At 63.8% G+C, this 23,727-nt stretch carries 23 protein-coding genes and 1 pseudogene; 13 read left to right on the forward strand and 11 right to left on the reverse strand.

The genetic code is table 11. The annotated features are described in order from the left end of the window. From V7N12_RS08460 to V7N12_RS08475, 4 genes are all read left to right on the forward strand, one after another. On the forward strand, positions 1 to 837 hold an 837-nt coding region (locus tag V7N12_RS08460), incomplete at its 5' end, for a hydantoinase B/oxoprolinase family protein (protein WP_333714012.1). Continuing rightward, a complete protein-coding gene (locus V7N12_RS08465) occupies positions 837 to 2,039 on the forward strand; it encodes an NAD(P)/FAD-dependent oxidoreductase (RefSeq protein ID WP_333714039.1) in 1,203 nt (400 codons plus the stop codon). The genes V7N12_RS08460 and V7N12_RS08465, both read left to right, overlap by 1 nt. Next, on the forward strand, positions 2,036 to 2,815 hold the full coding sequence (locus V7N12_RS08470) for an HpcH/HpaI aldolase family protein (protein ID WP_333714014.1): 780 nt from the start codon (positions 2,036 to 2,038) through the stop codon (positions 2,813 to 2,815). The genes V7N12_RS08465 and V7N12_RS08470 overlap by 4 nt, the downstream gene beginning before the upstream one ends. A gap of 3 nt (positions 2,816 to 2,818) precedes the next feature. Beyond that, positions 2,819 to 3,655, forward strand: coding sequence for an NAD-dependent epimerase/dehydratase family protein (locus V7N12_RS08475; RefSeq protein WP_333714015.1), 837 nt, complete (start codon positions 2,819 to 2,821; stop codon positions 3,653 to 3,655). 6 nt (positions 3,656 to 3,661) lie between these two features. Here the strand turns inward: V7N12_RS08475 and V7N12_RS08480 are convergent, their stop codons facing one another. Together V7N12_RS08480 and V7N12_RS08485 are read right to left on the reverse strand one after the other, a co-directional pair. Continuing rightward, on the reverse strand, positions 3,662 to 4,120 hold the full coding sequence (locus V7N12_RS08480; RefSeq protein ID WP_333714016.1) for a DMT family transporter: 459 nt from the start codon (positions 4,118 to 4,120) through the stop codon (positions 3,662 to 3,664). Then, the gene (locus V7N12_RS08485) at positions 4,117 to 4,578 is read right to left on the reverse strand and encodes a DMT family transporter (RefSeq protein ID WP_333714017.1); all 462 of its coding nucleotides are present in this window, start codon (positions 4,576 to 4,578) and stop codon (positions 4,117 to 4,119) included. Before V7N12_RS08485 ends, V7N12_RS08480 begins: the two co-directional genes overlap by 4 nt. Positions 4,579 to 4,763: 185 nt before the next feature. Between V7N12_RS08485 and rpsD the strand changes: the two genes are divergently transcribed. From rpsD to ileS, 6 genes are all read left to right on the forward strand, one after another. Further along, on the forward strand, positions 4,764 to 5,384 hold the full coding sequence (gene rpsD, locus V7N12_RS08490; RefSeq protein ID WP_333714018.1) for a 30S ribosomal protein S4: 621 nt from the start codon (positions 4,764 to 4,766) through the stop codon (positions 5,382 to 5,384). A 152-nt stretch (positions 5,385 to 5,536) separates the two neighbouring features. Then, positions 5,537 to 6,955, forward strand: a complete 1,419-nt coding sequence (locus V7N12_RS08495; protein WP_333714020.1) for a homospermidine synthase — start codon at positions 5,537 to 5,539, stop codon at positions 6,953 to 6,955. 102 nt (positions 6,956 to 7,057) lie between these two features. Then, complete coding sequence (gene hisC, locus V7N12_RS08500) at positions 7,058 to 8,143, forward strand: histidinol-phosphate transaminase (RefSeq protein ID WP_333714021.1); 1,086 nt, start codon at positions 7,058 to 7,060, stop codon at positions 8,141 to 8,143. Then, the gene (locus V7N12_RS08505; RefSeq protein WP_333714023.1) at positions 8,143 to 9,066 is read left to right on the forward strand and encodes a prephenate/arogenate dehydrogenase family protein; all 924 of its coding nucleotides are present in this window, start codon (positions 8,143 to 8,145) and stop codon (positions 9,064 to 9,066) included. Before hisC ends, V7N12_RS08505 begins: the two co-directional genes overlap by 1 nt. Beyond that, on the forward strand, positions 9,063 to 9,887 hold the full coding sequence (locus V7N12_RS08510) for an extensin-like domain-containing protein (protein WP_333714024.1): 825 nt from the start codon (positions 9,063 to 9,065) through the stop codon (positions 9,885 to 9,887). The genes V7N12_RS08505 and V7N12_RS08510 overlap by 4 nt, the downstream gene beginning before the upstream one ends. A 241-nt stretch (positions 9,888 to 10,128) precedes the next feature. Then, a complete protein-coding gene (ileS, locus tag V7N12_RS08515; protein ID WP_333714025.1) occupies positions 10,129 to 13,125 on the forward strand; it encodes an isoleucine--tRNA ligase in 2,997 nt (998 codons plus the stop codon). A gap of 7 nt (positions 13,126 to 13,132) precedes the next feature. Here the strand turns inward: ileS and V7N12_RS08520 are convergent, their stop codons facing one another. The 4 genes from V7N12_RS08520 to fsa form a co-directional block, all read right to left on the reverse strand. Then, the gene (locus V7N12_RS08520) at positions 13,133 to 13,843 is read right to left on the reverse strand and encodes a CDP-alcohol phosphatidyltransferase family protein (RefSeq protein WP_333714026.1); all 711 of its coding nucleotides are present in this window, start codon (positions 13,841 to 13,843) and stop codon (positions 13,133 to 13,135) included. Positions 13,844 to 13,886: 43 nt separating this feature from the next. Next, positions 13,887 to 14,801: a tyrosine recombinase XerC gene (locus V7N12_RS08525; RefSeq protein WP_333714028.1), complete on the reverse strand. Its 915-nt coding sequence runs from the start codon at positions 14,799 to 14,801 to the stop codon at positions 13,887 to 13,889. Positions 14,802 to 14,806: 5 nt separating this feature from the next. Beyond that, the gene (locus V7N12_RS08530) at positions 14,807 to 15,505 is read right to left on the reverse strand and encodes a DUF484 family protein (protein WP_333714030.1); all 699 of its coding nucleotides are present in this window, start codon (positions 15,503 to 15,505) and stop codon (positions 14,807 to 14,809) included. Between the two features lie 108 nt (positions 15,506 to 15,613). Beyond that, positions 15,614 to 16,267: a fructose-6-phosphate aldolase gene (gene fsa / locus V7N12_RS08535; RefSeq protein WP_333714031.1), complete on the reverse strand. Its 654-nt coding sequence runs from the start codon at positions 16,265 to 16,267 to the stop codon at positions 15,614 to 15,616. Positions 16,268 to 16,349: 82 nt separating this feature from the next. On the opposite strand from fsa, the gene V7N12_RS08540 reads away from it, so the two are divergent. Continuing rightward, positions 16,350 to 18,542 carry a primosomal protein N' gene (locus V7N12_RS08540; protein WP_333714032.1) on the forward strand — a complete coding sequence of 731 codons (2,193 nt, stop codon included), beginning with the start codon at positions 16,350 to 16,352 and terminating at the stop codon, positions 18,540 to 18,542. 52 nt (positions 18,543 to 18,594) lie between these two features. Here V7N12_RS08540 and V7N12_RS08545 read toward each other — a convergent pair whose 3' ends face one another. Beyond that, positions 18,595 to 19,185 (reverse strand): thymidine kinase, encoded by a 591-nt coding sequence (locus V7N12_RS08545; RefSeq protein WP_333714040.1) that lies wholly within the window; start codon positions 19,183 to 19,185, stop codon positions 18,595 to 18,597. A 74-nt stretch (positions 19,186 to 19,259) separates the two neighbouring features. Here V7N12_RS08545 and V7N12_RS08550 point away from each other — a divergent pair, with 74 nt between their 5' ends. After that, positions 19,260 to 19,568, forward strand: a complete 309-nt coding sequence (locus V7N12_RS08550; RefSeq protein WP_333714033.1) for a hypothetical protein — start codon at positions 19,260 to 19,262, stop codon at positions 19,566 to 19,568. On the opposite strand, the gene V7N12_RS08555 is transcribed toward V7N12_RS08550, so the two are convergent. Then, positions 19,565 to 20,683, reverse strand: a complete 1,119-nt coding sequence (locus tag V7N12_RS08555; protein WP_333714035.1) for a beta-ketoacyl-ACP synthase III — start codon at positions 20,681 to 20,683, stop codon at positions 19,565 to 19,567. The two genes, V7N12_RS08550 and V7N12_RS08555, sit on opposite strands and share 4 nt — an antisense overlap. A 224-nt stretch (positions 20,684 to 20,907) precedes the next feature. Between V7N12_RS08555 and V7N12_RS08560 the strand changes: the two genes are divergently transcribed. Continuing rightward, positions 20,908 to 21,387 carry a BrnA antitoxin family protein gene (locus V7N12_RS08560; protein WP_333714036.1) on the forward strand — a complete coding sequence of 160 codons (480 nt, stop codon included), beginning with the start codon at positions 20,908 to 20,910 and terminating at the stop codon, positions 21,385 to 21,387. Here the strand turns inward: V7N12_RS08560 and V7N12_RS08565 are convergent, their stop codons facing one another. The 3 genes and pseudogenes from V7N12_RS08565 to V7N12_RS08575 all read right to left on the reverse strand — a co-directional run. Next, complete coding sequence (locus V7N12_RS08565) at positions 21,388 to 21,951, reverse strand: HNH endonuclease (protein WP_333714037.1); 564 nt, start codon at positions 21,949 to 21,951, stop codon at positions 21,388 to 21,390. It abuts the gene before it with no gap. Continuing rightward, complete coding sequence (locus V7N12_RS08570) at positions 21,948 to 22,925, reverse strand: DNA cytosine methyltransferase (RefSeq protein ID WP_333714038.1); 978 nt, start codon at positions 22,923 to 22,925, stop codon at positions 21,948 to 21,950. Before V7N12_RS08570 ends, V7N12_RS08565 begins: the two co-directional genes overlap by 4 nt. Positions 22,926 to 22,995: 70 nt before the next feature. Continuing rightward, positions 22,996 to 23,727 (reverse strand): annotated as a pseudogene (locus tag V7N12_RS08575) (carbamoyl-phosphate synthase large subunit); the annotation flags it as partial.

The raw sequence follows: 23,727 nt of genomic DNA on the forward strand, positions 1-23,727 counted from the left end.
GCCTGCTATGCGCTCAAATGCGCGATTGCGCCGGAAATCCCCAATAACGCGGCCTCGCTCGAACCCTTCCGGATCACCGCGCCCGAGGGCAGCATCGTCAACGCGACCCACCCCGCGCCCGTCGCGCTGCGCCATGTGATCGGGCATATGATCCCCGACACGGTCTATGACGCGCTCGACAAGATCCTGCCTGCCACGGTCCCCGCCGAGGGCGCGGGCTGTCTGTGCAACTTTCAGGTCTCGCTGCGCCCTTCGGTCCATGGCCAAGGGCGGCGGGCCGAGGTGCTGGCCTTCAACTCGGGCGGGGCGGGGGCGCGGCCCGGCGTGGACGGTCTGAACGCCACGGCCTTCCCGTCAGGCGTGATGACGATGCCGGTCGAGGCGACGGAACATACCGGCCCGGTGATCATCTGGCGCAAGGAACTGCGCCCCGACAGCGGCGGCGCCGGGGCCATGCGTGGGGGCTTGGGGCAATACATGGAAGTGGGTGCAACCAAAGGCCACGAATTCGACTTTTCCGCCATGTTCGACCGCGTGCACCATCCCGCGCGCGGGCGGCAGGGCGGTCGCGACGGCGGGCCGACGACGATTGCGCAGGACGACGCCACGCCGATGCAGGGCAAGGGCAAGCAATTCGTGCCCGAGGGGCGCCGCGTGGTTCTGGGCCTGCCCGGTGGGGCAGGCTATGGCGACCCTGCCGACAGGGACCCGGGGCTGGTCAAACGCGACCTTGCGCGGGGCTATATTTCCGCCAAGGCTGCGGCCGAGGATTACGGCCTTTCCGCGGATGAGATCGCGGCCGTGCAGGCCGCTGTGGCCAGAGGAGAAACCACTTGATGCAGGCACCAGGCCGCGACAGCTATGACGTGGTGATTGTGGGCGGGGCGATCTATGGATCGGCCGTCGCGTGGTTTCTGGCCAGCAACCCCGATTTTCAGGGCCGTATCCTTGTGGTCGAGCGGGACCCGACCTATGAATTCGCCTCGACCAGCCATACCAATTCCTGCATCCGCCAGCAGTTCAGCGAACCGATCAACGTGCAGATCTCGCAGTTCGGCGCGGCCTATGTGAAGAGCTTCCGCGCGCATATGGGCAACGACCCTGACGTGCCCGCCCTGCGGCTGCACAGCTTCGGCTACCTCTATCTGGCGGATACCGAAGGCTTTGCCGCCGTCCTGCGGGAAAACCAGCGCATACAGGCGGCCCTTGGTGCCGGCACGAAACACATGACGGCTGACGAGATCGCGGCTGCCTACCCCTTCTACAATCTCGACGACATCATCGCGGGCAATCACAACCTGATCGACGAGGGGTATTTCGACGGCAATAGCCTCTTTGACTGGTGGAAGCGCAAAGCCAGGCAGCGCGGCGTGGACTTCCTGACCAATGAAGTCATCGCGATGAACCGCAACGCAGGCGGAACGCAGGTGGACAGCGTGATCCTTGCCAGCGGCGAGGTCGTGGCCTGCGGCACGGTCGTCAACTGTTCGGGCCCCCGCGCGGTGCTGACCGCGCGCATGGCCGGCATCGAGCTCCCCGTCGAACCGCGCAAACGCTTTACCTTCGTTTTCGAGGCGGCAGAGCCGCTCGACCGGGATCTGCCGCTGACGATCGACCCCTCGGGCGTGCATATGCGGACCGATGGCAAATACTACATGGCCGGATGCCCGCCGGATGATGACGGCCCCGTGGACTACACCGATTTCACCGAGGATCACACGATCTGGGAAGACAAGGTCTGGCCGATCCTCGCCACCCGTGTCCCGCAGTTCGAGGCGATCAAGTTGCGCCAGTCGTGGGTCGGGCATTATGCTTACAATACGCTCGACCAGAACGCGATCCTCGGGCCGCATCCGCAAATGCAGAATTTCATCTTCTGCAACGGGTTTTCCGGTCACGGGTTGCAGCAATCCCCCGCAATCGGGCGCGGGCTAGCCGAGTTGATCACCTACGGCGATTACCGCAGCCTTGACCTGTCGCCGCTGGGTTATGCGCGTGTCGCCGAAAACCGCCCTCTGATCGAAAAGGCCGTGATATGAAGATGCCTCGCAACACCTTCCTTGAAAACCTGCGCGCAGGGCGTCAGCAAAGCGGCTTCTGGGTCAGCCTTGCCAATAACCTAGCGGCAGAGGTCGTGGCCTCGAGCGGGTTCGACTGGCTGCTGGTGGATATGGAACACACTCCGGTCGATGTGGCGACAGTGGTCGGGCAGTTGCAGGCGATCGCGCCGCACGGGTCGTCCGCCATCGTGCGCCCACCGTGGAACGATGCGGTGATGGTCAAGCGGCTGCTGGATGCGGGCGCGCAGAACCTGCTCTTCCCGATGGTGCAATCGGTGGAAGAGGCCAGGGCGGCCGTGGCGGCAACCCGCTATCCGCCCGAGGGCATCCGTGGTGTCGCGGGCGCGATCCGGGCGACGCAATTCGGGCGGATCAAGGATTATCACCGGCAGGCCAACGCCAATATCGGCGTGATCATACAAGCCGAGACGCAACATGCCGTCGCAATCGCGCATGAGATGGGCGCGGTGGACGGTGTGGATGGTGTCTTCTTCGGCCCTGCCGATATCGGTGCTGACATGGGCCTTCTCGGGGCCGCCGACACGACCCCCGTCTGGGACCTGATCCGCCAGACGGCGGCGAAACTGCGCGGGCTGGGCATCCGCACGGGCACGCTGTCGACGAACCCCGATCACGCAGCGGGCCTGCTGGAAGAGGGGTTCGATTTCGTGGCCTGCGGGCTTGATTCAGATGTGCTTGCGAAAGGTGCCGATGCGCTGGCCGCGCGGATGCGCAAAGCAATGGGAAAGGACTAAGCGATGAAGAAACTGGTGCTGACAGGGGCTGCGGGCCGTCTGGGGTCTTACCTGCGCGAGCCGCTGACCAAGATGTGCGATGAACTGGTGTCCACCGACATCGTCGACGACATCGGCGCGCTCTATGCGGGCGAAAGCTATATGAAGGCCGATCTGGCAAGCCTAGATGCCATGATGGAGGTGATCAAGGGTGCCGATATGGTCGTCCATTTCGGCGCCATCGGGGACGAGGCGGCATGGGACGCCATTCTGCAATCCAACATCATCGGCGCCTACAACGTCTGGGAAGCCGCCTATCGCCACGGCGTCAAGCGTGTGGTCTATGCCAGTTCCGTTCATGCGGTGGGGATGCACCTGAAGACCGATACCATCGGGCTGGATGCGCCGCATCGGCCCGATACCTACTATGGTCTGGCCAAGTGCTTCTCCGAGGACCTCGCCAGTCTCTACTGGGACAAGCGCGGGATTGAATCGGTCTGTATGCGCATCTTTTCCTGCGCGCAGGCGACGAACGCCCGCAGCATCGGCACATGGCTGTCCTATGATGATCTGATCCATCTGGTGGAACGCGCGATCGACAGTCCTGTGGTCGGGTTCACCGTGGTTTACGGCATTTCCAACAACGACCGCGCGGTGGTGGACAATTCCAAGGCCGGGCATCTGGGCTACCGGCCCAAGGACAACGCCGAGGTTTTCGCCAAAGAGGTTTTCGCCAAGACCCCGCCGCTGGACAACAAGGACCTTGCCAACCTCTGCATCGGCGGGCCGTTTGCGACGGTGGAACTGGGGAACTCGGGCACGGCCACCTTGGGGATCGTGGACGACCGCAAGACGACTTGAGGAAATCTAGCGGTCCGCCCCTGCCGGAACCTGCCTGATCTTCCCCTTGCCGGTCTGCGCCACGACCATCCCGGCCAAGATCAGCCCGACCCCCAGCACCCGCGCCCAAAGGTTCCCCGGCGCGCCCATCGCCACGTCCAGCACCACGCCGGACACCATCTGGCCTGCGATGATCATCAGCGCGGTCTGCGCCGCCCCGATCCGCTGGATCAGCCAACTGCCCATGGCGATGAAGACCACGCCGACAGTGCCGCCCAAGTAGGCCCACCACGGCGAGGCGAGGGGGTCTCCGGCAAAGAGACCGCCGATCAGCAGCGCCACAGCGGTGATGAAGACCAGCCCGACAAGGTGGTTCCAGAAGGACGATTCCATCGCCGAGGTGGACAGCGCCAGCCGCCCGTTGATCTGGCGCGAAAGCGAGACGAGGACCCCCGCGAAAATGGCAAGGGCGGCATAGAGGATCATGCCGCACCACCGAAGAAGATCAGGATCAGACTGCCGCCGATCACCAGAGCCACCGCCACCAAATCGCGGCTGACCGGCATCCGCTGCGGCAGGCCGAACAGACCGCGCATATCCGCAAACAGGCTGAACAGCATCTGCCCCGCCAGCCCCAGCGCGATGGTGCCCGATAGCGCCAGCGCCGAATTCAGCGTGGCAGACGTCAGCATCACCGTGATCGCCCCAGAGACACCCCCCAGATAGACCCAAAGCGGCGGGCGCTGGGCCGCGGCCCGTTTGGGGCGCATCACGGCCAGAAAGACCAGCGCCGCGACGCTGCCCGTCAGGTGCGGCACCCATGATGCGTAAAGCAGCGACCCTGTCACCGCCAGCGTCCCGTTGAAAAGGATCATCAGCGACAAGAGCCCTCCGGTCAGGAAGGCGGCGACGAAATGGAAGGTCTTGGCGGGATGATCCTGCATGGGCTGCACCTTGATGGTTTTCCCCCGCGGCGCAATGGCAAAACGCTGGCGTTGACACCCCGCGAATCCTGACTATAAGCCGCCCATTCATTGGTGTTGGTGGCCCTCGCAAGGGGATGCCTGTCGCCTCGGCAAAATCCGGGGAAAGGACAACGCCCTTCGTCATACACAGAAGGAGACCAGCCGTGACCAAACGCACCGCTGCCAAGTACAAAATTGACCGCCGGATGGGCGAAAACATCTGGGGTCGTCCGAAATCCCCCGTCAACCGTCGTGAATACGGCCCCGGCCAGCACGGCCAGCGCCGCAAGGGCAAGCTGTCCGACTTCGGCACCCAGCTGCGCGCCAAGCAGAAGCTGAAGGGCTATTACGGCGACCTGACCGAAAAGCAGTTCCGCCGCATCTATTCCGAGGCCGAGCGTGTGAAGGGCGACACCGGTGAGAACCTGATCGGCCTGCTCGAGCGTCGTCTGGACGCCGTCGTCTACCGCGCCAAGTTCGTGCCGACCGTTTTCGCGGCCCGCCAGTTCGTGAACCACGGCCATGTGCTGGTGAACGGCAAGCGCGTCAACATCCCCTCCTACCGCGTGAAGGAAGGCGACGTGATCGAAGTGCGCCAGAAGTCCAAGCAGATGGAAATGGTCCTTGTGGCCGCCCAACTGCCCGAACGTGACGTGCCCGATTACATGGAGGTCGACCATTCCAAGATGACCGCGACTTTCGTGCGCACCCCCGCGCTGGGCGATGTGCCCTATCCGGTCACGATGGAACCCAACCTCGTCGTCGAATATTACGCGAAGAACTGATTTCCGGCGCTGCCGGACATCACCCCGGACCTGATCCGGGGTCGGATCATCAAGGGCCGCTCCGTCGGGGCGGCCCTTTTGTTTTCGAACCGCGGTTTGGCATTCGCGCCGCAACCCGTTAGGTGTCGCGCAAGTTTCAGGAAAGGAACCTCATGTCCCAGTATCCCACCTACGGCCGTATCGACGGGCATATCGTCATCATCGGGCTCGGTTCGATCGGCAAGGGCACCTTGCCCCTGATCCAGCGCCATTTCGATTATGACGCGGACAAGCTGAGCGTGATCGAACCCAATCCCGCCGCCGCCGCCTTTCTGGCCGAACAGGGGATCACGCATCACCCGATCGCGCTGACACAGGACAACTACCGCGCGGTGCTTTCGCAAGCCTTCCCCGAGGGCAAGGGCTTCTGCGTGAACCTGTCGGTGGATACCTCAAGCCTCGATATCATGAAGCTGGCCCGTGAGTTGGGCGTGCTCTACATCGACACCGTGGTCGAACCCTGGGCGGGGTTCTATTTCGAGACGACCGACAACGCCGACCGCACCAACTATGCCCTGCGCCAGAAGGTGCGGGACGAAAAGGCCGCCAACCCCGGTGGGCCGACCGCCGTGTCCTGCTGTGGTGCGAACCCCGGCATGGTCAGCTGGTTCGTGAAAGAGGCGATGATGACGCTAGTGGCCGACCTTGGCCGCGATGACGCGATGCCCGTCGACCGCGCGGGCTGGGCGGCGCTGATGCAAAGCCTTGGCATCAAGGGCGTGCATATCGCCGAGCGTGACACCCAGGCCCGCGCCAAACCGAAACCGCGCGGCACCTTCGTGAACACATGGTCGGTTGAAGGGTTCATCTCGGAAGGGTTCCAGCCCGCCGAACTTGGCTGGGGCACGCATGAGACATGGATGCCCGAGACCGCCCATTCCTATGACACAGGCTGTCAGGCGGGGATCTGGTTCGAACGCCCCGGTGCGATCACCCGCGTGCATACATGGTGCCCGACGCCGGGGCCGCAATTCGGCTTTCTGGTCACCCATAACGAGGCGATCAGCATCGCGGATTACTACACCGTCGGCGCCCCCGAGGCACCGGACTACCGCCCGACCTGCCATTACGCCTATCACCCCTCCGACGACGCGGTCTTGTCCCTGCACGAGATGTTCGGCTCGGGCAAGCAGCAGACCGTGCATGAAATACTCGACCCCGATGAGATCGTCACCGGCATCGACGAGCTTGGCGTGCTGCTGTTCGGGCACGAAAGGAACGCGCTCTGGTATGGCTCGCGGCTGTCGAACGAAGAGGCCAAGGGCCTTGCGCCCTATCAGAACGCGACCGGCCTTCAGGTGACCTCGGCCGTGCTGGCGGGCATGGTCTGGGCGCTGGAAAATCCGCAAGCGGGGATTGTCGAAACCGACGAGATGGACCACGTCCGCTGTCTGCAAGTGCAGCGTCCCTACCTTGGACCGGTCGAGGCGCATTTTACCGACTGGACCCCGCTGCAGGACCGTTGGGAACTGTTCCCCGAGGATATCGACGAAAGCGACCCCTGGCAGTTCCGCAACGTGCTGGCGACCTGATCCGCCCTGCTGCGGATTCCTGTGCCGCAGGCCGCGTTTTCAGTTGCTCAAGGTCGGCCCGCCCGCATAGAACGGGCCGGAATTCAACGGGACGACCGAATTATGGCAAAAGGTATTACACCGCAAACGGGGATCATGGAGATCGCGCTTTATCAGGGCGGGGCCTCCAAGTTGGCGGGCATCAGCAATGTGCTGAAGCTGTCGTCCAACGAAAACCCGCTGGGCCCCAGCGATGCCGCGAAAGAGGCGGTCGTGCGCGCCAGCCACGACCTGCACCGCTACCCCTCGACCGATCACGCATCCCTGCGGGCGTCCATCGGCGAGGTCTGGGGTGTCGATCCCGCCCGCGTCGTCTGCGGCGTCGGGTCGGGCGAGGTGCTGAAGCTGCTGACCGAGGCCTATGCCGGCAAGGGCGATGAAATCCTGTTCACGGAACACGGCTTTTCGATGTATCCGATCTATGCGCATGCCTGCGGCGCGACCCCGGTCGTCGTGCCCGAGAAAGAGCGCGTGGTCGATGTGGACGCGATCCTTGCGGCCTGCACCCGGAAGACCAGGCTGATCCTGATCGCGAACCCCGCCAATCCCACCGGCACGATGATCGGCAGCGGCGAGTTGGCCCGACTGGCCGAAGGCATCCCGCCACAGGCTTTGCTGGTGCTGGACGGCGCCTATGCCGAATTCGTCGATGGCTATGATGCGGGCAAGGCGCTGGTCGAGGCGCGCGAGAATGTCGTGATGACCCGCACCTTTTCGAAAATCTACGGGCTGGGCGGCATGCGCGTCGGCTGGGGCTATGGCCCGCAAGCGGTGATCGACGTGCTGAACCGTATCCGTGGCCCGTTCAACCTGTCCACAGCCGCGCTCGCCGCGGCCGAGGCCGCGTTGCGTGATACCGACCACACCGAAAAGTGCCGGATCGAAAACGCCAAATGGCGCGAGTGGCTGGCAGGGGCGCTGGCCGCCCATGGGGTGCCTTCGGACACTTCGACCGCGAATTTCATCCTCGCCCGTTTCGGGTCCGAGGCGGAAGCCAATGCCTGTGACGACCACCTCAAGTCGCAAGGCATCATCGTGCGCCGCGTGGCGGGCTACGGTCTGCCCAACTGCCTGCGGATCACCGTGGGGGACGAGGCCGCATGCCGCCGTGTCGCCCATGCTGTCGGCCAGTTCAAAGGGGTCAAGTGATGGCGCAGCTTTACGACCGCGTGGCGCTGATCGGGCTGGGGCTGATTGCCTCGTCCATGTTCTATGCGATGCGCCGTGCCGGACTGGCGGGCGAGGTCGTGGGCTATGCGCGGTCTGCTGATACGCGCGCGATTGCGCGCGAGATCGGGCTTTGTGATCGCGTCGTCGAAAGCGCGGCCGAGGCCGTGAAGGATGCCGATCTGGTGGTGCTCTGCGTGCCTGTGGGTGCCATGGAAAGCGTCGCGCGCGAGATCGGGCCTGCGTTGAAGGCCGGCGCGACGGTCAGCGACGTGGGGTCGGTCAAGGCTGCGGTGATCGCGGCGGTGGCGCCGTATCTGCCCGCCGGCGTGCATTTCGTCCCCGCGCACCCGTTGGCGGGCACCGAACACTCGGGCCCGCGTTCGGGCTTCGCCGAGCTTTTCGACAACCGCTATACGATCATCGTGCCGGTCGCGGAGTCCGACACCGCAGCGGTCAAGCGGCTGGAAGAGCTCTGGCAGGGCATGGGTGCCCTGACCGAGGTGATGGACGCCGAACACCATGACCGCGTGCTGGCCGTGACCAGTCACACGCCGCACCTGATCGCCTATACGATGGTCGGCGTCGCCGACGACCTGCGCCGTGTCACCGACAGCGAGGTGATCAAGTTCTCGGCCGCCGGTTTCCGTGATTTCACCCGGATCGCGGCCTCGGACCCGACGATGTGGCGGGATGTATTCCTGAACAACAAGGAGGCGACGCTGGAAATCCTCGGGCGCTTCACAGAAGAGCTTTTCGCCCTGCAACGGGCGATCCGGCGCGGTGACGGGGACCATCTGCACGCCTATTTCACCCGCACCCGCGCGATCCGCCGCGGCATCATCGAGGCGGGACAGGATACGGACGCGCCGAACTTCGGCCGCGCGCCGGGCCGCAAGGAATGATCCGCCGGGCGGCATGTCTTGTCGCCGCCTGTCTGGCCTTGCCCGCCCTTGCGCAGGATGTCCGGCCCGTCGCCCGCCCCGATCCGCCCAGCATCGCGCCCTCGGGCGACATCATCCGCCCTGTCGTGCGCCCCTATGCGCGCCTCGACCTCAGTGCCACAGCACAGCTTGATCCACGGATGCGGGCCGAATTGGGCCTCTTTGCCTTCAGCCCCGATGCCCCGTTGCAATCCGCGCGGCCATTGCGGCGGCCCGCCAGGATCGAGGCCGAGGGCGAGGCGCGCCGTCTGGCCCGCGCACGTGGACAGGTCTGCGGCGATCCAGATATCCAAGGCGAGGTGGTCGGCTATGTCCCCGGTCCCGGTGACTGCGGCATCGACGAGGCAGTGCGGGTCCGTTCGGTCTCGGGGGTGGGGCTGCGGTCACAACCCCTGATCGACTGCCCCACGGCAAGGGCCCTCAAGACATGGATCGATCAGGGGGTGCGCCCTGCGGTCGGCAGCGAGGGCGGCGGGGTTGCGTCACTGCGCGTGGTCGCGCATTTCGCCTGCCGTGCCCGCAACAATCAGGCCGGCGGGCGAATGTCGGAACATGCCTTCGGACGGGCGATCGATATCGCGGGTATCCGCCTTCAGGACGGCACCGAAATGACGCTGCTGACGGATTGGGGCTCGGCTGCGCATGGCGCGCAACTGCGGCAGATGTGGCGCGCGGCCTGCGGGCCGTTCGGCACCGTTCTGGGCCCCGAGGCCAACCGGTTTCACCGCGATCATTTCCATTTCGACACCGCCCGTTATCGCCGCGGAAGCTATTGCCGCTAGCCGACGGCCACCGCGGGGCGGGGGGGATGCCTCTGGCGGCGGTATTTTTGGCGAAATGATCGGCAGGGCAGGCTTTACCCCGTCTGGTGCGCGTCCTATAAGCCGCCTCATGATGTGGCAGATGATCATTCGCATTACTTGCCCGGCGGTCTAGGACAGACGACCAGCCGGGAAAAGGTGTCAGCGTGCGCGCACCGACCAATCATTCCATCTGAATCCGCTGCAATAAAGGACGCCTATGATGTGCGCCGACACCCCTGAATACAAAGACACCCTGAACCTGCCCCGCACCGAGTTTCCGATGCGCGCGGGCCTGCCCAAGCGCGAACCGGAATGGCTGGCGCGCTGGGAAAAGATCGGGGTCTACGACCGCCTGCGCGAAAAGCGGGGTCGCCCCTCCTTCACGCTGCACGATGGCCCGCCATATGCCAACGGTCATCTGCACATCGGCCATGCGCTGAACAAGATCCTCAAGGATATGGTCGTGCGCAGCCAGCAGATGATGGGCAAGGATGCCCGCTATATCCCCGGCTGGGATTGTCACGGTCTGCCGATCGAATGGAAGATCGAAGAGAAATACCGCGAGCTTGGGCAGGACAAGGACCAGATCGACGTCGTCGCCTTCCGGCAGGAATGCCGCAAGTTCGCAGAAGGCTGGGTCGATATCCAGCGCGAGGAATTCAAGCGTCTGGGCATCACCGGCAACTGGGCCGATCCCTACCTGACGATGGATTTCCACGCCGAGCGGGTGATCGCGGAAGAATTCCAGAAGTTCCTGATGACGGGAACGCTCTATCAGGGGTCCAAGCCCGTGATGTGGTCGCCTGTCGAAGAGACCGCGCTGGCCGAGGCCGAGGTCGAGTATCACGACAAGGAAAGCTTTACCATCTGGGCCAAGTTCAAGGTCACCGACTTTGCGCTGCCCGATCTGGATGTCGCGGGCGAGGAACGCCCCCTGGAAGATGGCAAGAGCACCGTCGAGATCGAGGCGGAACTCGCACGCGACTTTATCGGGGCTTCGGTGGTGATCTGGACGACGACCCCGTGGACGATCCCTTCGAACAAGGCGGTGGTCTGGGGCGCGGATTATGCTTACGGCCTTTATGAGGTCACCGACACCCCCGAGGAATGCTGGGCCAGTGTGGGCGAGCGTTTCATTCTGGCCGACAAGCTGGCCGCGCAGGTCTTTGCCAAGGCACGCCTGACCGAAGGCCAGTGGCGGCGCGTGCGCAATGTGACCAATCACCAGCTTGCGGCGATGACGATCCATCACCCGCTGGCCGGGGCCGAGGGTGCCAATGGCGAATGGGACGCGCCGCGCGATTTCCGCGCCGCCGATTTCGTCACCGACGAGGAAGGCACCGGTTTCGTCCATTGCGCCCCCTCGCACGGGATGGAGGAATTCGAGCTTTACCGCGATCTGGGCATGCTGCAGCAGGTGATCACCTACAACGTGATGGATGACGGGTCGTTCCGCGCGGACCTTCCCTTCTTCGGTGGTGCGCGCATCCTGCGCGAGAAGGCCAAGAAGGGCGATTGGGAAGGCGATGCCAACGCCGCGATCATGGCCAAACTGGCCGAGGTCGGCGGGTTGCTGGCGCGCGGCAAGATCAAACATTCCTACCCGCATTCGTGGCGCTCGAAAGCGCCGGTGATCTACCGCAACACGCCGCAGTGGTTCGCCGCCATCGACAAGCCCGTCGGCGACGGGCAGGACACCTATGGCACCACGATCCGTGAACGCGCCCTGCGGTCCATCGACGAACTGGTGACATGGACCCCGCAAAAGGGCCGCAACCGGCTCTATTCCATGATCGAGGCGCGGCCCGACTGGGTGCTGTCGCGTCAACGCGCCTGGGGTGTGCCGCTGACATGCTTCGTCAAGAAGGGCGCGCTGCCGACCGATCCCGATTTCCTGCTGCGCAACGCGGCGGTGAACGCCCGCATTCTCGACGCGTTCGAGACCGAAGGGGCCGACGCGTGGTACAAGGACGGCGCGAAAGAGCGGTTCCTGGGCAACGAGGTGAACCACGCCGATTACGAACAGGTCTTCGATATCCTCGACGTCTGGTTCGATAGTGGTTCGACCCATGCTTTCGTGCTGCGCGACCGTGCCGACGGGTCCGAGGACGGCATGGCCGATCTTTATCTCGAAGGCACCGACCAGCACCGCGGGTGGTTCCATTCCTCGATGTTGCAGGCCTGCGGCACCAAGGGGCACGCGCCCTATCGCGGCGTGCTGACGCATGGGTTCACGCTGGACCAGAACGGCATGAAGATGTCGAAATCCATCGGCAATACCATCGCGCCGGAACAGGTGGTCCAGCAGTATGGCGCGGATATCCTGCGGCTTTGGGTGGCGCAGTCGGACTATACCGCCGATTTGCGGATCGGGGACGAGATCCTGAAGGGCGTGGCCGACAGCTATCGGCGCTTGCGCAACACGATGCGCTATATGCTGGGATCACTTGCGGATTTCACCGAAAGCGACCGTGTGGAACCGGCCGAGATGCCGGAACTGGAACGCTGGGTGCTGCACCGTCTGGCGGAACTGGATCAGGTGGTGCGCGAGGGCTACGCTGCCTACGATTTTCAAGGCGTGTTTCAGGCGGTCTTTACCTTTGCGACGGTGGACCTCTCGGCCTTTTATTTCGACGTCCGCAAGGACGCGCTTTACTGCGACGGCGACACGCTGCGCCGCCGCGCTGCGCGCACGGTGCTGGATATCCTGTTCCACCGTCTGACCAAATGGTTAGCTCCGATGCTGACCTTTACCATGGAAGAGGTCTGGCTGGAACGCTTCGGCGGCGAGGACAGCAGCGTCCATCTGGAGGACTTCGCCGAAACACCCGCCGCATGGCGGGACGCGGCGCTGGCTGCGAAATGGGCCGAGGTGCGCAAGGTGCGCCGCGTCGTGACCGGCGCGCTGGAAGTCGAGCGGACGAACAAGGTGATCGGCGCATCGCTCGAAGCCGCACCGACCGTCCATGTGGATGCACCGACCGCGAAACTGCTGGAAACCGTCGCCTTCGATGATCTTTGCATCACCTCGGGGATTTTCGTCTCCACCGATGCGGCACCCGAAGGCGCGTTCAGGCTGGATGATGTGGCGGGCGTGGCCGTGGTCTTTGCCAAGGCGGAAGGCGAGAAATGCCAGCGCTGCTGGAAGATCCTGCCTGATGTCGGCACCCACCCACATGCGGGCGTCTGCGGACGCTGCGATGCGGCGCTAAGCTAGGCACCCGTCAGCGGGGCGTCCGTGCGACGTCCCGCGCGGGGATGACCTGCTGTGCAATCCCCGCGAACAGCAGATAGACCGAGGTGATCACCAGCCCCCAATGCGCCCAGCTTTGCGGGTGGAAATCGACCCATGCGGCCCAGCCCGCAAAGAAGGTCCAGGCCAGCGCCATCGGCAGCGTCACCGCCCGCCAGCGGGCTGTCCGCACCGGATGCACGAATTTCAGCGGCAGGAACATCGTCACGGCAAGGGCCGCCACCATCGTCAACGACACCCAGAAATTCGGTTGCAGCGCAAAGATCACCAGCACCAGCATGTTCCAGCAGCCCGGAAAGCCGGAGAACGAATTGTCCTTGGTCTTCATCCGCGTATCGGCAAAATAGAGCGCCGAGGCGAAGGTGATGATGATGATCGCCGACCAACCCGTCCATCCCGGAAGCAGGCCGGATTTGAACAGCGCATAGGCGGGCACGAAAACGTAAGTCAGATAGTCGATGATCAGATCGAGCAGCACGCCGTCGAACTCGCCCGCGTTCTTCTTGACCTCGTAGCGGCGCGCCAGCGGGCCGTCGATGCCGTCCACGAAGAAGGCGACGACCAGCCAGAGAAACATCAGGCTCCATTTTTCCTCGACGGCGGCCAGCATCGCCAGCATGGCGAAAACGGCGCCTGTGGCGGTCAGCAAGTGAACAAACAGGGCTTTGGTGCGTAACGTCATCGGGTTCTTCTGCGGGAAAACAGGGCGAAGGGCAAACAGTTAGTCAGGCTTTGGGATGGGCCTTTTCGTAGACGGACATCAGATGCGCGGCATCGACAGCCGTATAGGCCTGTGTCGTGGAGAGCGAGGCATGGCCCAGAAGCTCTTGAATGGCGCGCAGGTCACCGCCCGCCGCCAGCAGATGCGTGGCAAAGGAATGGCGCATCGCGTGGGGCGTTGCGGTGGCTGGCAGGCCCAGTTGCAGGCGGGCCTGTTCCATCACCTTCTGGATGGCGCGCGCCGACAAGGGCCTTGCGCGCAGCGACCAGAACAGCGGGCTGCCTTGGGTGATGGGATAGGGACACAGACGCAGATAATCCGCCACGGCCTCGCGCGCGGCGGGGATCACCGGGACGATGCGGTCCTTGTCGCCCTTGCCGGTGATCCGCAGCACCTGCGGCAGGGGCACGTCGTCCCCCGTCAGGGACAGCGCCTCGGATATCCGCAATCCGCAGCCGTAGAGCAGCGTGACGACAGCCATGTCGCGCGCGGCGATCCAGGGCTCGCGCGCTTGCAGGCCGACGCGGTCGATCATCGCGGCAGCGGCGTTTTCTTCCAGCGGCCGGGGCAGTTTTCGCTGGAACTTGGGCGCACGGACCGACAGCACGGCGGTCGGTTCGAACCCCTCACGCGCGGCCAGCCAGCGGTAGAAGGTCTTGACCGCCGAAAGGCTGCGCGCCAGCGACCGCGCGCCCACGCCCCGCCCGCGTTCATGCGCCATCCACGCCCGCATGTCGCGCACCGAGATCCGCGAAATCGGCCCCAGTCCCTGCGCCTCGCCATGGTGCTGGCCCATGAAGCCCAGAAACCCCAGCACGTCCGTCCGATAGGCTTTCAGCGTGTTCTCTGCCGCCCCCGCCAATCCGCGCTGGTGGTCCAGCCACCGGTCGAGCGCATCGGTAAGGGCCGGTGAAATCATCGCCCTCAGGCCGTCAGCCAGCGGCGCACGACCCGTTCGAAGACGCTTGCGAAGAAGGCCAGAAGGTCGGTGCCGTGTTGCGGGGTGAAAAGGGTTTCGTCCTCGCTGCCCAAGACCAGCATCGCAGGCATCCGGCCCGTCCCGAGGTCGATCTTGAGGCAGGCCTCGGATTTGATATAGGCGCCGCGCTCGCCATAAAGCGCGCTGCCCGCCTTGTGGAAGGGGCGCAAGGTGACCTGACGCGCGGGCATGTTGCGGCCAAGGGTGATGTAGCCCTCGACAAAGCCTTCGGGCATGACGGAAATCTGCGTGTCCGACAGCCCCGCCTTGTCGGGGTCGGCGCTTTCCACCACCAGCCGCATCGCATCGACGCGCAGGATATCGGCCACCTCGCCGTGCAGGTCGCGCAGGAACTGCGGGAAGGTCGATGGTTCCAGCATCCGCAGGATGGCGCGGTTCACCTGATTGATGCCCGCCAGATTGTCATAGGCAGCGGCAATCACCGTGCGGTGGGTTTCTTCCAGACGGTCCAGCCGCGCCTCCAGCCGCGCCATGGCGACGGCCCGCAGATCGACGACATTGCCGCCTTGGGCTGCATCATTTGCACCCACAAGGGCGCGCATCACATCGGCATCTTCCAGAAGAACATGCGGATTTGCGATGATCTTTTCGCGAAGATCATCCGCCATAGCTTGATCGGTCATGTGCCTGCTCTGCTTTGTTTTTTGCAAAGCTAGCAGCATTGGCGCGGGCTTGTCCCGCGCTTTGTGCCAAGGCGAAGGCAGGCGTGGCAGATTTGCCCCAGCCCGGGATCAGAGAATCTTGATCCCTGCCTTCTTGGCATCCGCCATGAAACTGTCGAGCCCCTTGTCGGTCAGCACATGGTTCGCCATCGCCTTGATCACCGCGGGCGGGGCGGTCGCCACGTCGGCGCCGATCTTGGCGCAGTCGCTCATGTGGTTGGCCGAGCGGATCGAGGCGGCGAGGATCTGTGTCTCGAACCCGTAGTTGTCGTAGATCGTGCGGATGTCCTCGATCAGTTCCAGACCGTCGAGGTTGATGTCATCGAGACGCCCGATGAAAGGGCTGATGAAAGTCGCCCCGGCCTTGGCGGCAAGGATCGCCTGATTGGCCGAGAAACACAGCGTGACGTTGACCATGATGCCGTCATCCGACAGCGTCTTGCAGGTCTTCAGGCCCGCCCAGGTCAGCGGCACCTTCACGGCGATGTTGTCGGCGATCTTGGCCAGCTTGCGGCCCTCGGCCAGCATGGTGTCAGCGTCCAGCGCCACGACCTCGGCCGAGACCGGACCTGCGACCATATCGCAGATTTCCTTGGTCACTTCGAGGATGTCGCGCCCCGACTTGGCGATCAGCGAGGGGTTGGTCGTCACCCCGTCCACCATGCCGAGGTCGTTGAGTTCCTTGATCTGGTCGATCTCTGCGGTGTCGACAAAAAACTTCATCTCTTCACTCCGAAGGTGGGTTGGTGTTTGCTGGCCCAGCGTTTACCTGATCTGACCGACAGCGGAAACCCCAAGGGTGGTGATGACCGACAGCTTTTTCCAGACCGGCGAGCTTGTGAGCGTGCTCACCACCCAACCGCTGGACCGGATGCTGGACTACAAGGCCCCCGAGGGCGGCTGCTTTCAGGGGGCTTTCGTCGAGGTGCCGCTGGGCCCGCGCAAGGTGCTGGGCGTGGTCTGGGGGCGGGGCAAGGGCGATTATGATCTGGCCAAGATCAGATCGGTCACCCGCGTGCTGGACGCCGCCCCGATGGGCGAGGACATGCGCGCCTTCCTGATGCGCGCGGCCGATTACACGCTGACGCCGCTGCCTGCGATGCTGCGCCTTGCCACCCGTGCGCCGGGGCTGGGCGATCACCAGTCGATGCGCAGGGTCTACCGGCTGGGAAGCGCCACCCCCGACCGCATGACCGACGCCCGCGCATCGGTGCTGAAGGTGCTGCGCGACTATGGCGGGCTGTCGTTCACCCTTGGCGAACTGGCCGAGATGGCCGGGGTCGGGACATCGGTGGTCAAGGGGCTGGTGAAACTGGGGGCCGTGTCCGAGGAAGACGCCCCCCGCGACACGCCCTATCCACGTCTGGACCCCGATCATGGCGGCAAGGCGCTGAGCGATGATCAGGCCGCAGGGGCCAGCGCCCTGCGCGCGGCGCTGCGCAGCGACGCCTATGGCACGACCCTGCTGAAAGGCGTCACCGGTTCGGGCAAGACCGAGGTCTATCTCGAAGCTGTGGCCGAATGCTTGCGCATGGGCCGTCAGGCGCTGGTGCTTTTGCCGGAAATCGCGCTTTCGGGTGAATTCATCACGCGGGTCGAGGGCCGCTTTGGCATGAAACCCGCCGAATGGCATTCCGGCGTGACCATGACCGAACGCCGCCGCTGCTGGCGCATGGTCGGGCAGGGCGATGCGCAGCTTGTCGTCGGCGCGCGCTCGGCGCTGTTTCTGCCCTACCGGAACCTCGGGCTGATCGTCGTGGATGAGGAACACGACACCTCCTACAAGCAGGAGGATGGCGTGCTTTACAACGCCCGCGACATGGCGGTGCTGCGGGCCGCCCTGACCGGGGCGCAGGTAGTGCTGGCCTCGGCCACGCCCTCGCTTGAAAGCTGGGCCAATGTCGAGGCGGGCAAATATGCGCGGCTGGACCTGACCGCGCGCTTCGGCGCGGCCGTGATGCCCCGGATGGGTGCCATCGACATGCGAACCGAGGACCTGCCGGCAGGGCGCTGGGTCTCGCCAAGCTTGCGGGCCAAGGTCGCCGACCGGCTGGAAAAGGGCGAACAATCGCTGATCTTTCTCAACCGGCGCGGCTATGCGCCTGTCACGCTCTGTCGGGCTTGCGGGCACCAGATCGGCTGTGACCACTGCGACGCGCGCATGGTCGAGCACCGGTTTCTCAAGCGGCTGATGTGCCACCAGTGCGGCGAGACGAAGCCGATGCCGTCCACCTGTCCCGCCTGCGGGGTCGAGGGCAAGCTGAACGCCGTGGGTCCGGGGGTCGAGCGGATGGGCGAAGAGGTGGCCGCCCTCTTTCCCGACGCCCGCATCGCGGTGCTGTCATCGGATCTTTTCGGCTCGGCCCGCGCGCTGAAGGCGCATATCGCCGAGATTGCCGCAGGCGGGGCCGATATCATCATCGGCACGCAGCTTGTCGCCAAGGGACACAACTTTCCGCAGCTCACACTGGTCGGGGTGATCGATGCGGACCTCGGGTTGCAGGGGTCCGACCTGCGCGCGGCGGAACGGACGTTCCAGCTGATGCAGCAGGTCGCAGGCCGCGCCGGACGGGCCGAGACCCCGGGCGAGGCTCTCTTGCAGACCTACCAGCCCGACCATCCGGTGATCCGCGCGATCCTTGCGGGTGATGCCGAAGGGTTCTGGTCCGCCGAGGCCGCCGAGCGCCGCGCGGCAGGCGTGCCGCCTTACGGGCGGATGGCGGGGATCATCCTGAGCAGTCCCAACGTGCAAGAGGTCTTCGATCTGGGGGGCGAGATGGCGCGGCGCGATGCGCCCTTGCGCAAGATCGGCGCGCAGGTCTTTGGTCCCGCGCCTGCGCCCATCGCCCGCGTGCGCGGACGGCATCGGGTGCGGTTGCTGGTCAAGGCCGACAAGGGCGTGCCGCTTCAGGCGGCGCTGGCCGAATGGGTCGGGCAGTTCCGCCTGCCCGCCAACCTGCGGCTGGCGATCGATATCGATCCGCAGAGTTTTTATTGAACCGGCGGATTTGAGTATTTGAAAGCAAAGCGAGGCAGGGGCCGGGCGCGTCTCAGGTCGGCTGCCGCTCGCCCATCTCTTCGCGCCAGTGTTTGCGACAAAGCGAGACATAGCGGTCATTGCCGCCGATCACCACCTGATCGCCCGAGGTCAGCACATTGCCGGCATCGTCCCTGCGCACCACCATTGTCGCCTTCTTGCCGCAGCGGCAGATCGTGCGCACCTCGCGCATTTCATCCGCAAGCGCCAGCAATGTCGCCGATCCGGGAAACAGCGCGCCGCGGAAATCGACGCGCAGCCCGAAGGCCATGATGGGCACGTTCAGATCATCCACCGCGCGGGCCAGTTGCCAGACCTGTGCGGGTTCGAGGAACTGTGCCTCGTCGATGAAGACGCAAGCGCAGGGACCGGCCGCGAGCCGATCGGCGATCTTGGTGAAAAGGTCCTCGCCCGCGGCAAAGGTATCCGCCGCCGCGCCGATGCCGATGCGACTGCCGATCCGGCCATCGCCCGCGCGGTTGTCGAATTGCGCGGTGATGAGATAAGTCTGCATCCCGCGCTCGATATAATTGTGCGAGGCTTGCAGCAGCACGGTCGATTTGCCCGCGTTCATGGTGGAATAATTGAAATAGAGCTTGGCCATATCGGTCATTAGCGTCGGTCTTGCCGTGAAAGCAAGTCCAACCACGCGGACCGCGCAGGCAGATGACCTTTGCTTTGGGCGACGCGACTGATGATGCCCTGACATCCTTGGCAAGGGCGGTCTATTGGGAAGGCGGCTCGTCGGCGGCCGCTGGCGGGGTCCGTCTGATGACCATTCCTGATCGGTCGTCCGTGCCACTGACCCTTCGGGCCTCCGATCACCGCCGGATGAGGTTCTTGCCACCAGATGACCGCATCGTCGATGTGATGCTGGACCTCGCGCGGTTCACGGTGATGACGCGCGGGCGTTCGGCGATGCTGACCGACCGCTATTCGGAACGGGTCGAGAGCCTCGAAGACGTCAGCAAACGCGTCAACGGCTAGGCGCGTTCGAGGATCACCGATCCGACGGAATAGCCCGCCCCGAAGGAACAGATCAGCCCCCTGTCGCCCGGCACCATATCTGCCGAGTGCTGCGCGAAGGCGATGATCGAGCCGGCCGAGGATGTATTGGCGTAATCCTGCAGGATATTGGGCTGCTCGCCGGGTTCAGGTGTCCGGCCCAGCACCTTCTTGCCGATGTAGTCGTTCATCGTCTTGTTGGCCTGATGCAGCCAGAGGCGTTTGAGATCATCCGCCGCCACACCGGTTTCGGCCAGATGGGTCTCGATATGGGCGCTGACCATCGGCAGCACCTCTTTGAAAACCTTGCGGCCGTTTTGCATGAACTGCATGTCGCGGCGGTCTTCCATCTGGTCGTGGGTGCGGCGCAAGTAACCGTTATTGTTGCGGATATTGTTGCTGAACTGCGTGGCGCATCGGGTCGAGAGGACCTTGAACCTCGGCTTGGCGAGGGGCTCGTCCCGCTCCAGCAGGGTGGCCGTCGCCACATCGCCGAAGATGAAATGGCAGTCGCGGTCGCGCCATTCGAGGTGGGCCGAGCAGATCTCGGGGTTGATGACGAGGGCGCGTTTGATCGAGCCTGCGCGGATCATGTCGGCGGCGGTCTGGATGCCGAAGGTGGCCGACGAACAGGCGACGTTCATGTCGTAGGCAAAGCCACCCGCGCCGATAAGCGCCTGAATTTCCACGGCAATCGCGGGGTAGGCGCGTTCCATGTTCGAGGCCGCGCAGAGGATCAGGTCGACGTCTTCCGCCGCGACCCCGGCCTGCGCGAGCGCCTTGTTGGCCGCATCCACGCCGATTTCGGCCATATAGCTGGGGTCGTCGTCGCGGCGCCCGGGCAGGCGGGGATACATGCGGGCAGGGTCGAGGATGCCTTCTTTGTCAAGGACATAGCGGTTCTCGATCCCTGAGGCGGCGAGGATGAATTCGGACGAGGAATGGTCTTTCGCGGCGAGCGTTCCGGCGGCGATGGCAGCAGCGTTTTCGGCATTCCAGCGGTCCGCATAGGCGTTGAATGCGGCGACAAGCTCGTCATTCGTGATGATCTGAGAGGGCGTGAAAACCCCGGTTCCCGTGATGGCGACGTGATGCATGGCGTTCCCCCCGACTGCTGCGCCAGAGCCTAAATCCGGCGGTGTGGTCATGTCCAGAACGGGGTTGCCGCGCAAGAGTGACGTAAGGGAAAAGGGGCCCCGTGCACAACGTACACCGGGGCGCGCACAGCCTGTACACCGGCTGTACACACCCTGTGCGTACGCAGGATTTCACCGGTTTTTAATCTTTCGGGTCAGTTTGCGGCGACAGAACGGAGGCCGTCATGACCAAACCCAGACAGATGACCCAGAACCAACGCATCTATTGGAGCCTTGCCGTGGATGCGATGCGCCGCATCGAATGGGACCAGCACGCGACACTGATCGAGGCCGGTGATCTGCCCGAAGGTTGGGACGCGATCTGGAACCTGCGCGCACAGCGCGACACGACAACCCGGCGGGTGACGATCCGGCTGGATGCGGATGTGGTGAAGTTCTTCAAGGCGATGGGCGAGGGGTACCAGCCGCGCATCAATGCGGTGCTGCGGGCGTTCATGTACTTCCGGCTGGCGGGCGTGGTCGAGGGGCCGGAGTCAGGGATCAGCGCCGTCCGGTTCGTGCGGGAAGCGGAGATGCAGAGGGTTGCGGCGCAGGGGCGCGGTGGACGCGGTGCGGCGGAGGAGGCGCCGGTGGATTACGAGGCGATCAGGGCGAGCATCGGGGAGAGGCTGGATCGGATCAGGAAGGCGCTGGGGGAGGGGTGATTAATTCTCGAACTTGCTTTTTAACCAATCGAGAACGGCTTGTTGGTCCTTGATAGTGGCGCGTCGGATTTGAACGAGAAGCTTGTTCAAAGAGGGTCGATCAAGCGTGACGTTGGCAGAGCCTTCATTGCAGACTGAACAGATCGCACGCAGATTGGAGGGCTCATCGGAGCCGCCAACGGACTTATCGACTATGTGCCCGATGTGCAGGCGGGTCTTTCTTGTCGGGTCGAATGGATGATCCTCTCCTGCGACTGCGCCACACATCTGGCAGGTGAAGCCATTTCGATCGAGAATTAATGCGCGGACTTCCTTCGAAATGCCGCGTTCAAATGCGGGGATCGGTTTGGAGCTTTCAAGAAGGTATTCTCCGGGCTTGAGGTCACGCCGGTCATTGTGAGTAAGGATTTGGTAACCCTCTTCGGTCCTCAATTCCCGAACCCGTCGCGCCCATTCTGATATTCCGCCAGAGACCTCTCTTAGTTCGTCTGTTCCCATTACCCGGCCGATATTGTTCAGGAAGTGGTGCCGCAATCGGGCGCGTGCACCTTTGGGCTTGGTCATGCGCTTGCTTTCAACCTCGGTGAATGCCTCTTGCCTTGGGACTGTCTGATTGCGTGGGCGAGCGCCTTACCTAAGCCGTAGGCGACTGGCGGCGGAAAAGCGTTTCCGACCTGTCTGTAGGCTGGCGTCTTTTTTCCTGTGAAGACCCAGTCGTCAGGAAACCCCTGCACACGCGCAACCATGCGAACTGTCAGCCGTGGCATACCTTCGAAGTCTGACTCAGGTTCCCTATCGGCGATCGTTCGCCCTTCGACCCCCAATTCAGCCCATGCGCGTCGCGCCCTTGTCGGACCGAGATCAGGACCGCCGTGCTTCTTTGAGCCACCTACAATCGTTGGTGCGATCTTGTCAGCGGCATTTGCCCAAGCCGTCGCGCCTTTCCATCCATGCTTGGACATCAAATCATGAAGAAGAGAGCCGATGGGTTCCGGAGAGATGATCTGATCCGGGAAGGCAAAGTGCCTTAGTTGACCTAGAGGCATTGCAACGATTGCCACCCGTGGACGCAGTTGCGATACGCCGAAATCACTGGCTTGCAACAACTTCCAGTCACATTCGTAGCCGAGGGCTGTGAATTGCTGGCGGAGTGTCTGGCGGTAGTCTTCGAATACAGGGTCAAGAAAACCACGTACATTCTCAACAAGAATTGCGCGAGGAGTGACTTCCCGGATGAGCCGAAAGAACGCTGGAAAAAGGTTGCGTTCATCGTTCTTGCCTAGTTGCTTTCCAGCGACCGAAAATGGCGGGCATGGAAGGCCACCCGAAAGAAGATCCACGCCTTCGAAGGGCTTTCCATCGAACGATTCAAGATCGGAGTGAATGACGTTCCAGCTGGGACGATTAGCACGGAGCGTCTTGCAGCAATGCGCATCGTTATCTACGAGCGCGAGGTGCTCGAACCCCGCTTGCTCGAGACCGAGCGCTTGTCCACCAGCCCCCGCGCAGACTTCTACACTTGTCAGCGTTCCAGTCATGTTCAACCTCAATATATTGTACAGAACATAGCACAAAGAGTGAACAAAGATAGATAAGAAATCGCTAAACCTAACCCTGCAACGCCCTTACCCCGACATCTCCCTCGACCCTTGCCTGCATTGCCAGCACGGCGGCGTGTGACGCGGCTGCTGTCGTGAAATAGGGGATCTTGTCGTAGAGGGCGACGGCGCGGATGTCGCGGCTGTCTTCGACCGCTTGCGCGCCTTCGGTGGTGTTGAAGACCAGTGCGATGTGCCCGTCTTTCAGGCGGTCGACGATGGTCAGGCCGCCTTCGTAGACCTTGTTCACCACTTCGCAATCAATTTCATGTTCGGTCAGCCATGCCGCCGTGCCGCGGGTGGCGACGATGGCGAAGCCCAGTTTCAGCAGCATCTGGGCCGCTTCCAGCATCTGGGGCGTCTTGTCGTCGTCCTTGATCGAGATAAACACCGTGCCGGCCTCGGGCAGGTCGGTGCCTGCGCCCATCTGCGCCTTGAGGAACGCGCGGGGGAAGGACCGGTCCCAGCCCATGACCTCGCCCGTGGACCGCATTTCCGGCCCGAGGATCGTATCGACGCCGGGGAAACGGGCGAAGGGCAAGACGGCCTCTTTCACCGAAAACCACGGGGTTTTCGGATCGGCGAGGGTAAACGGGTTGCCAAGGGGCAGCACGTCCATCGGGTTGTCGGCGGGCGGATAGGGCGCGCGCTGCGGGAAGTTGGACAGCGGCTCGCCCGCCATCAGGCGCGCGGCGATGGAGGCGATGGCGCTGTCGGTGGCCTTGGCGACGAAGGGCACGGT

Origin of the sequence: Yoonia sp. (assembly GCF_036770585.1) — a bacterium.
Lineage (GTDB): Bacteria > Pseudomonadota > Alphaproteobacteria > Rhodobacterales > Rhodobacteraceae > Yoonia.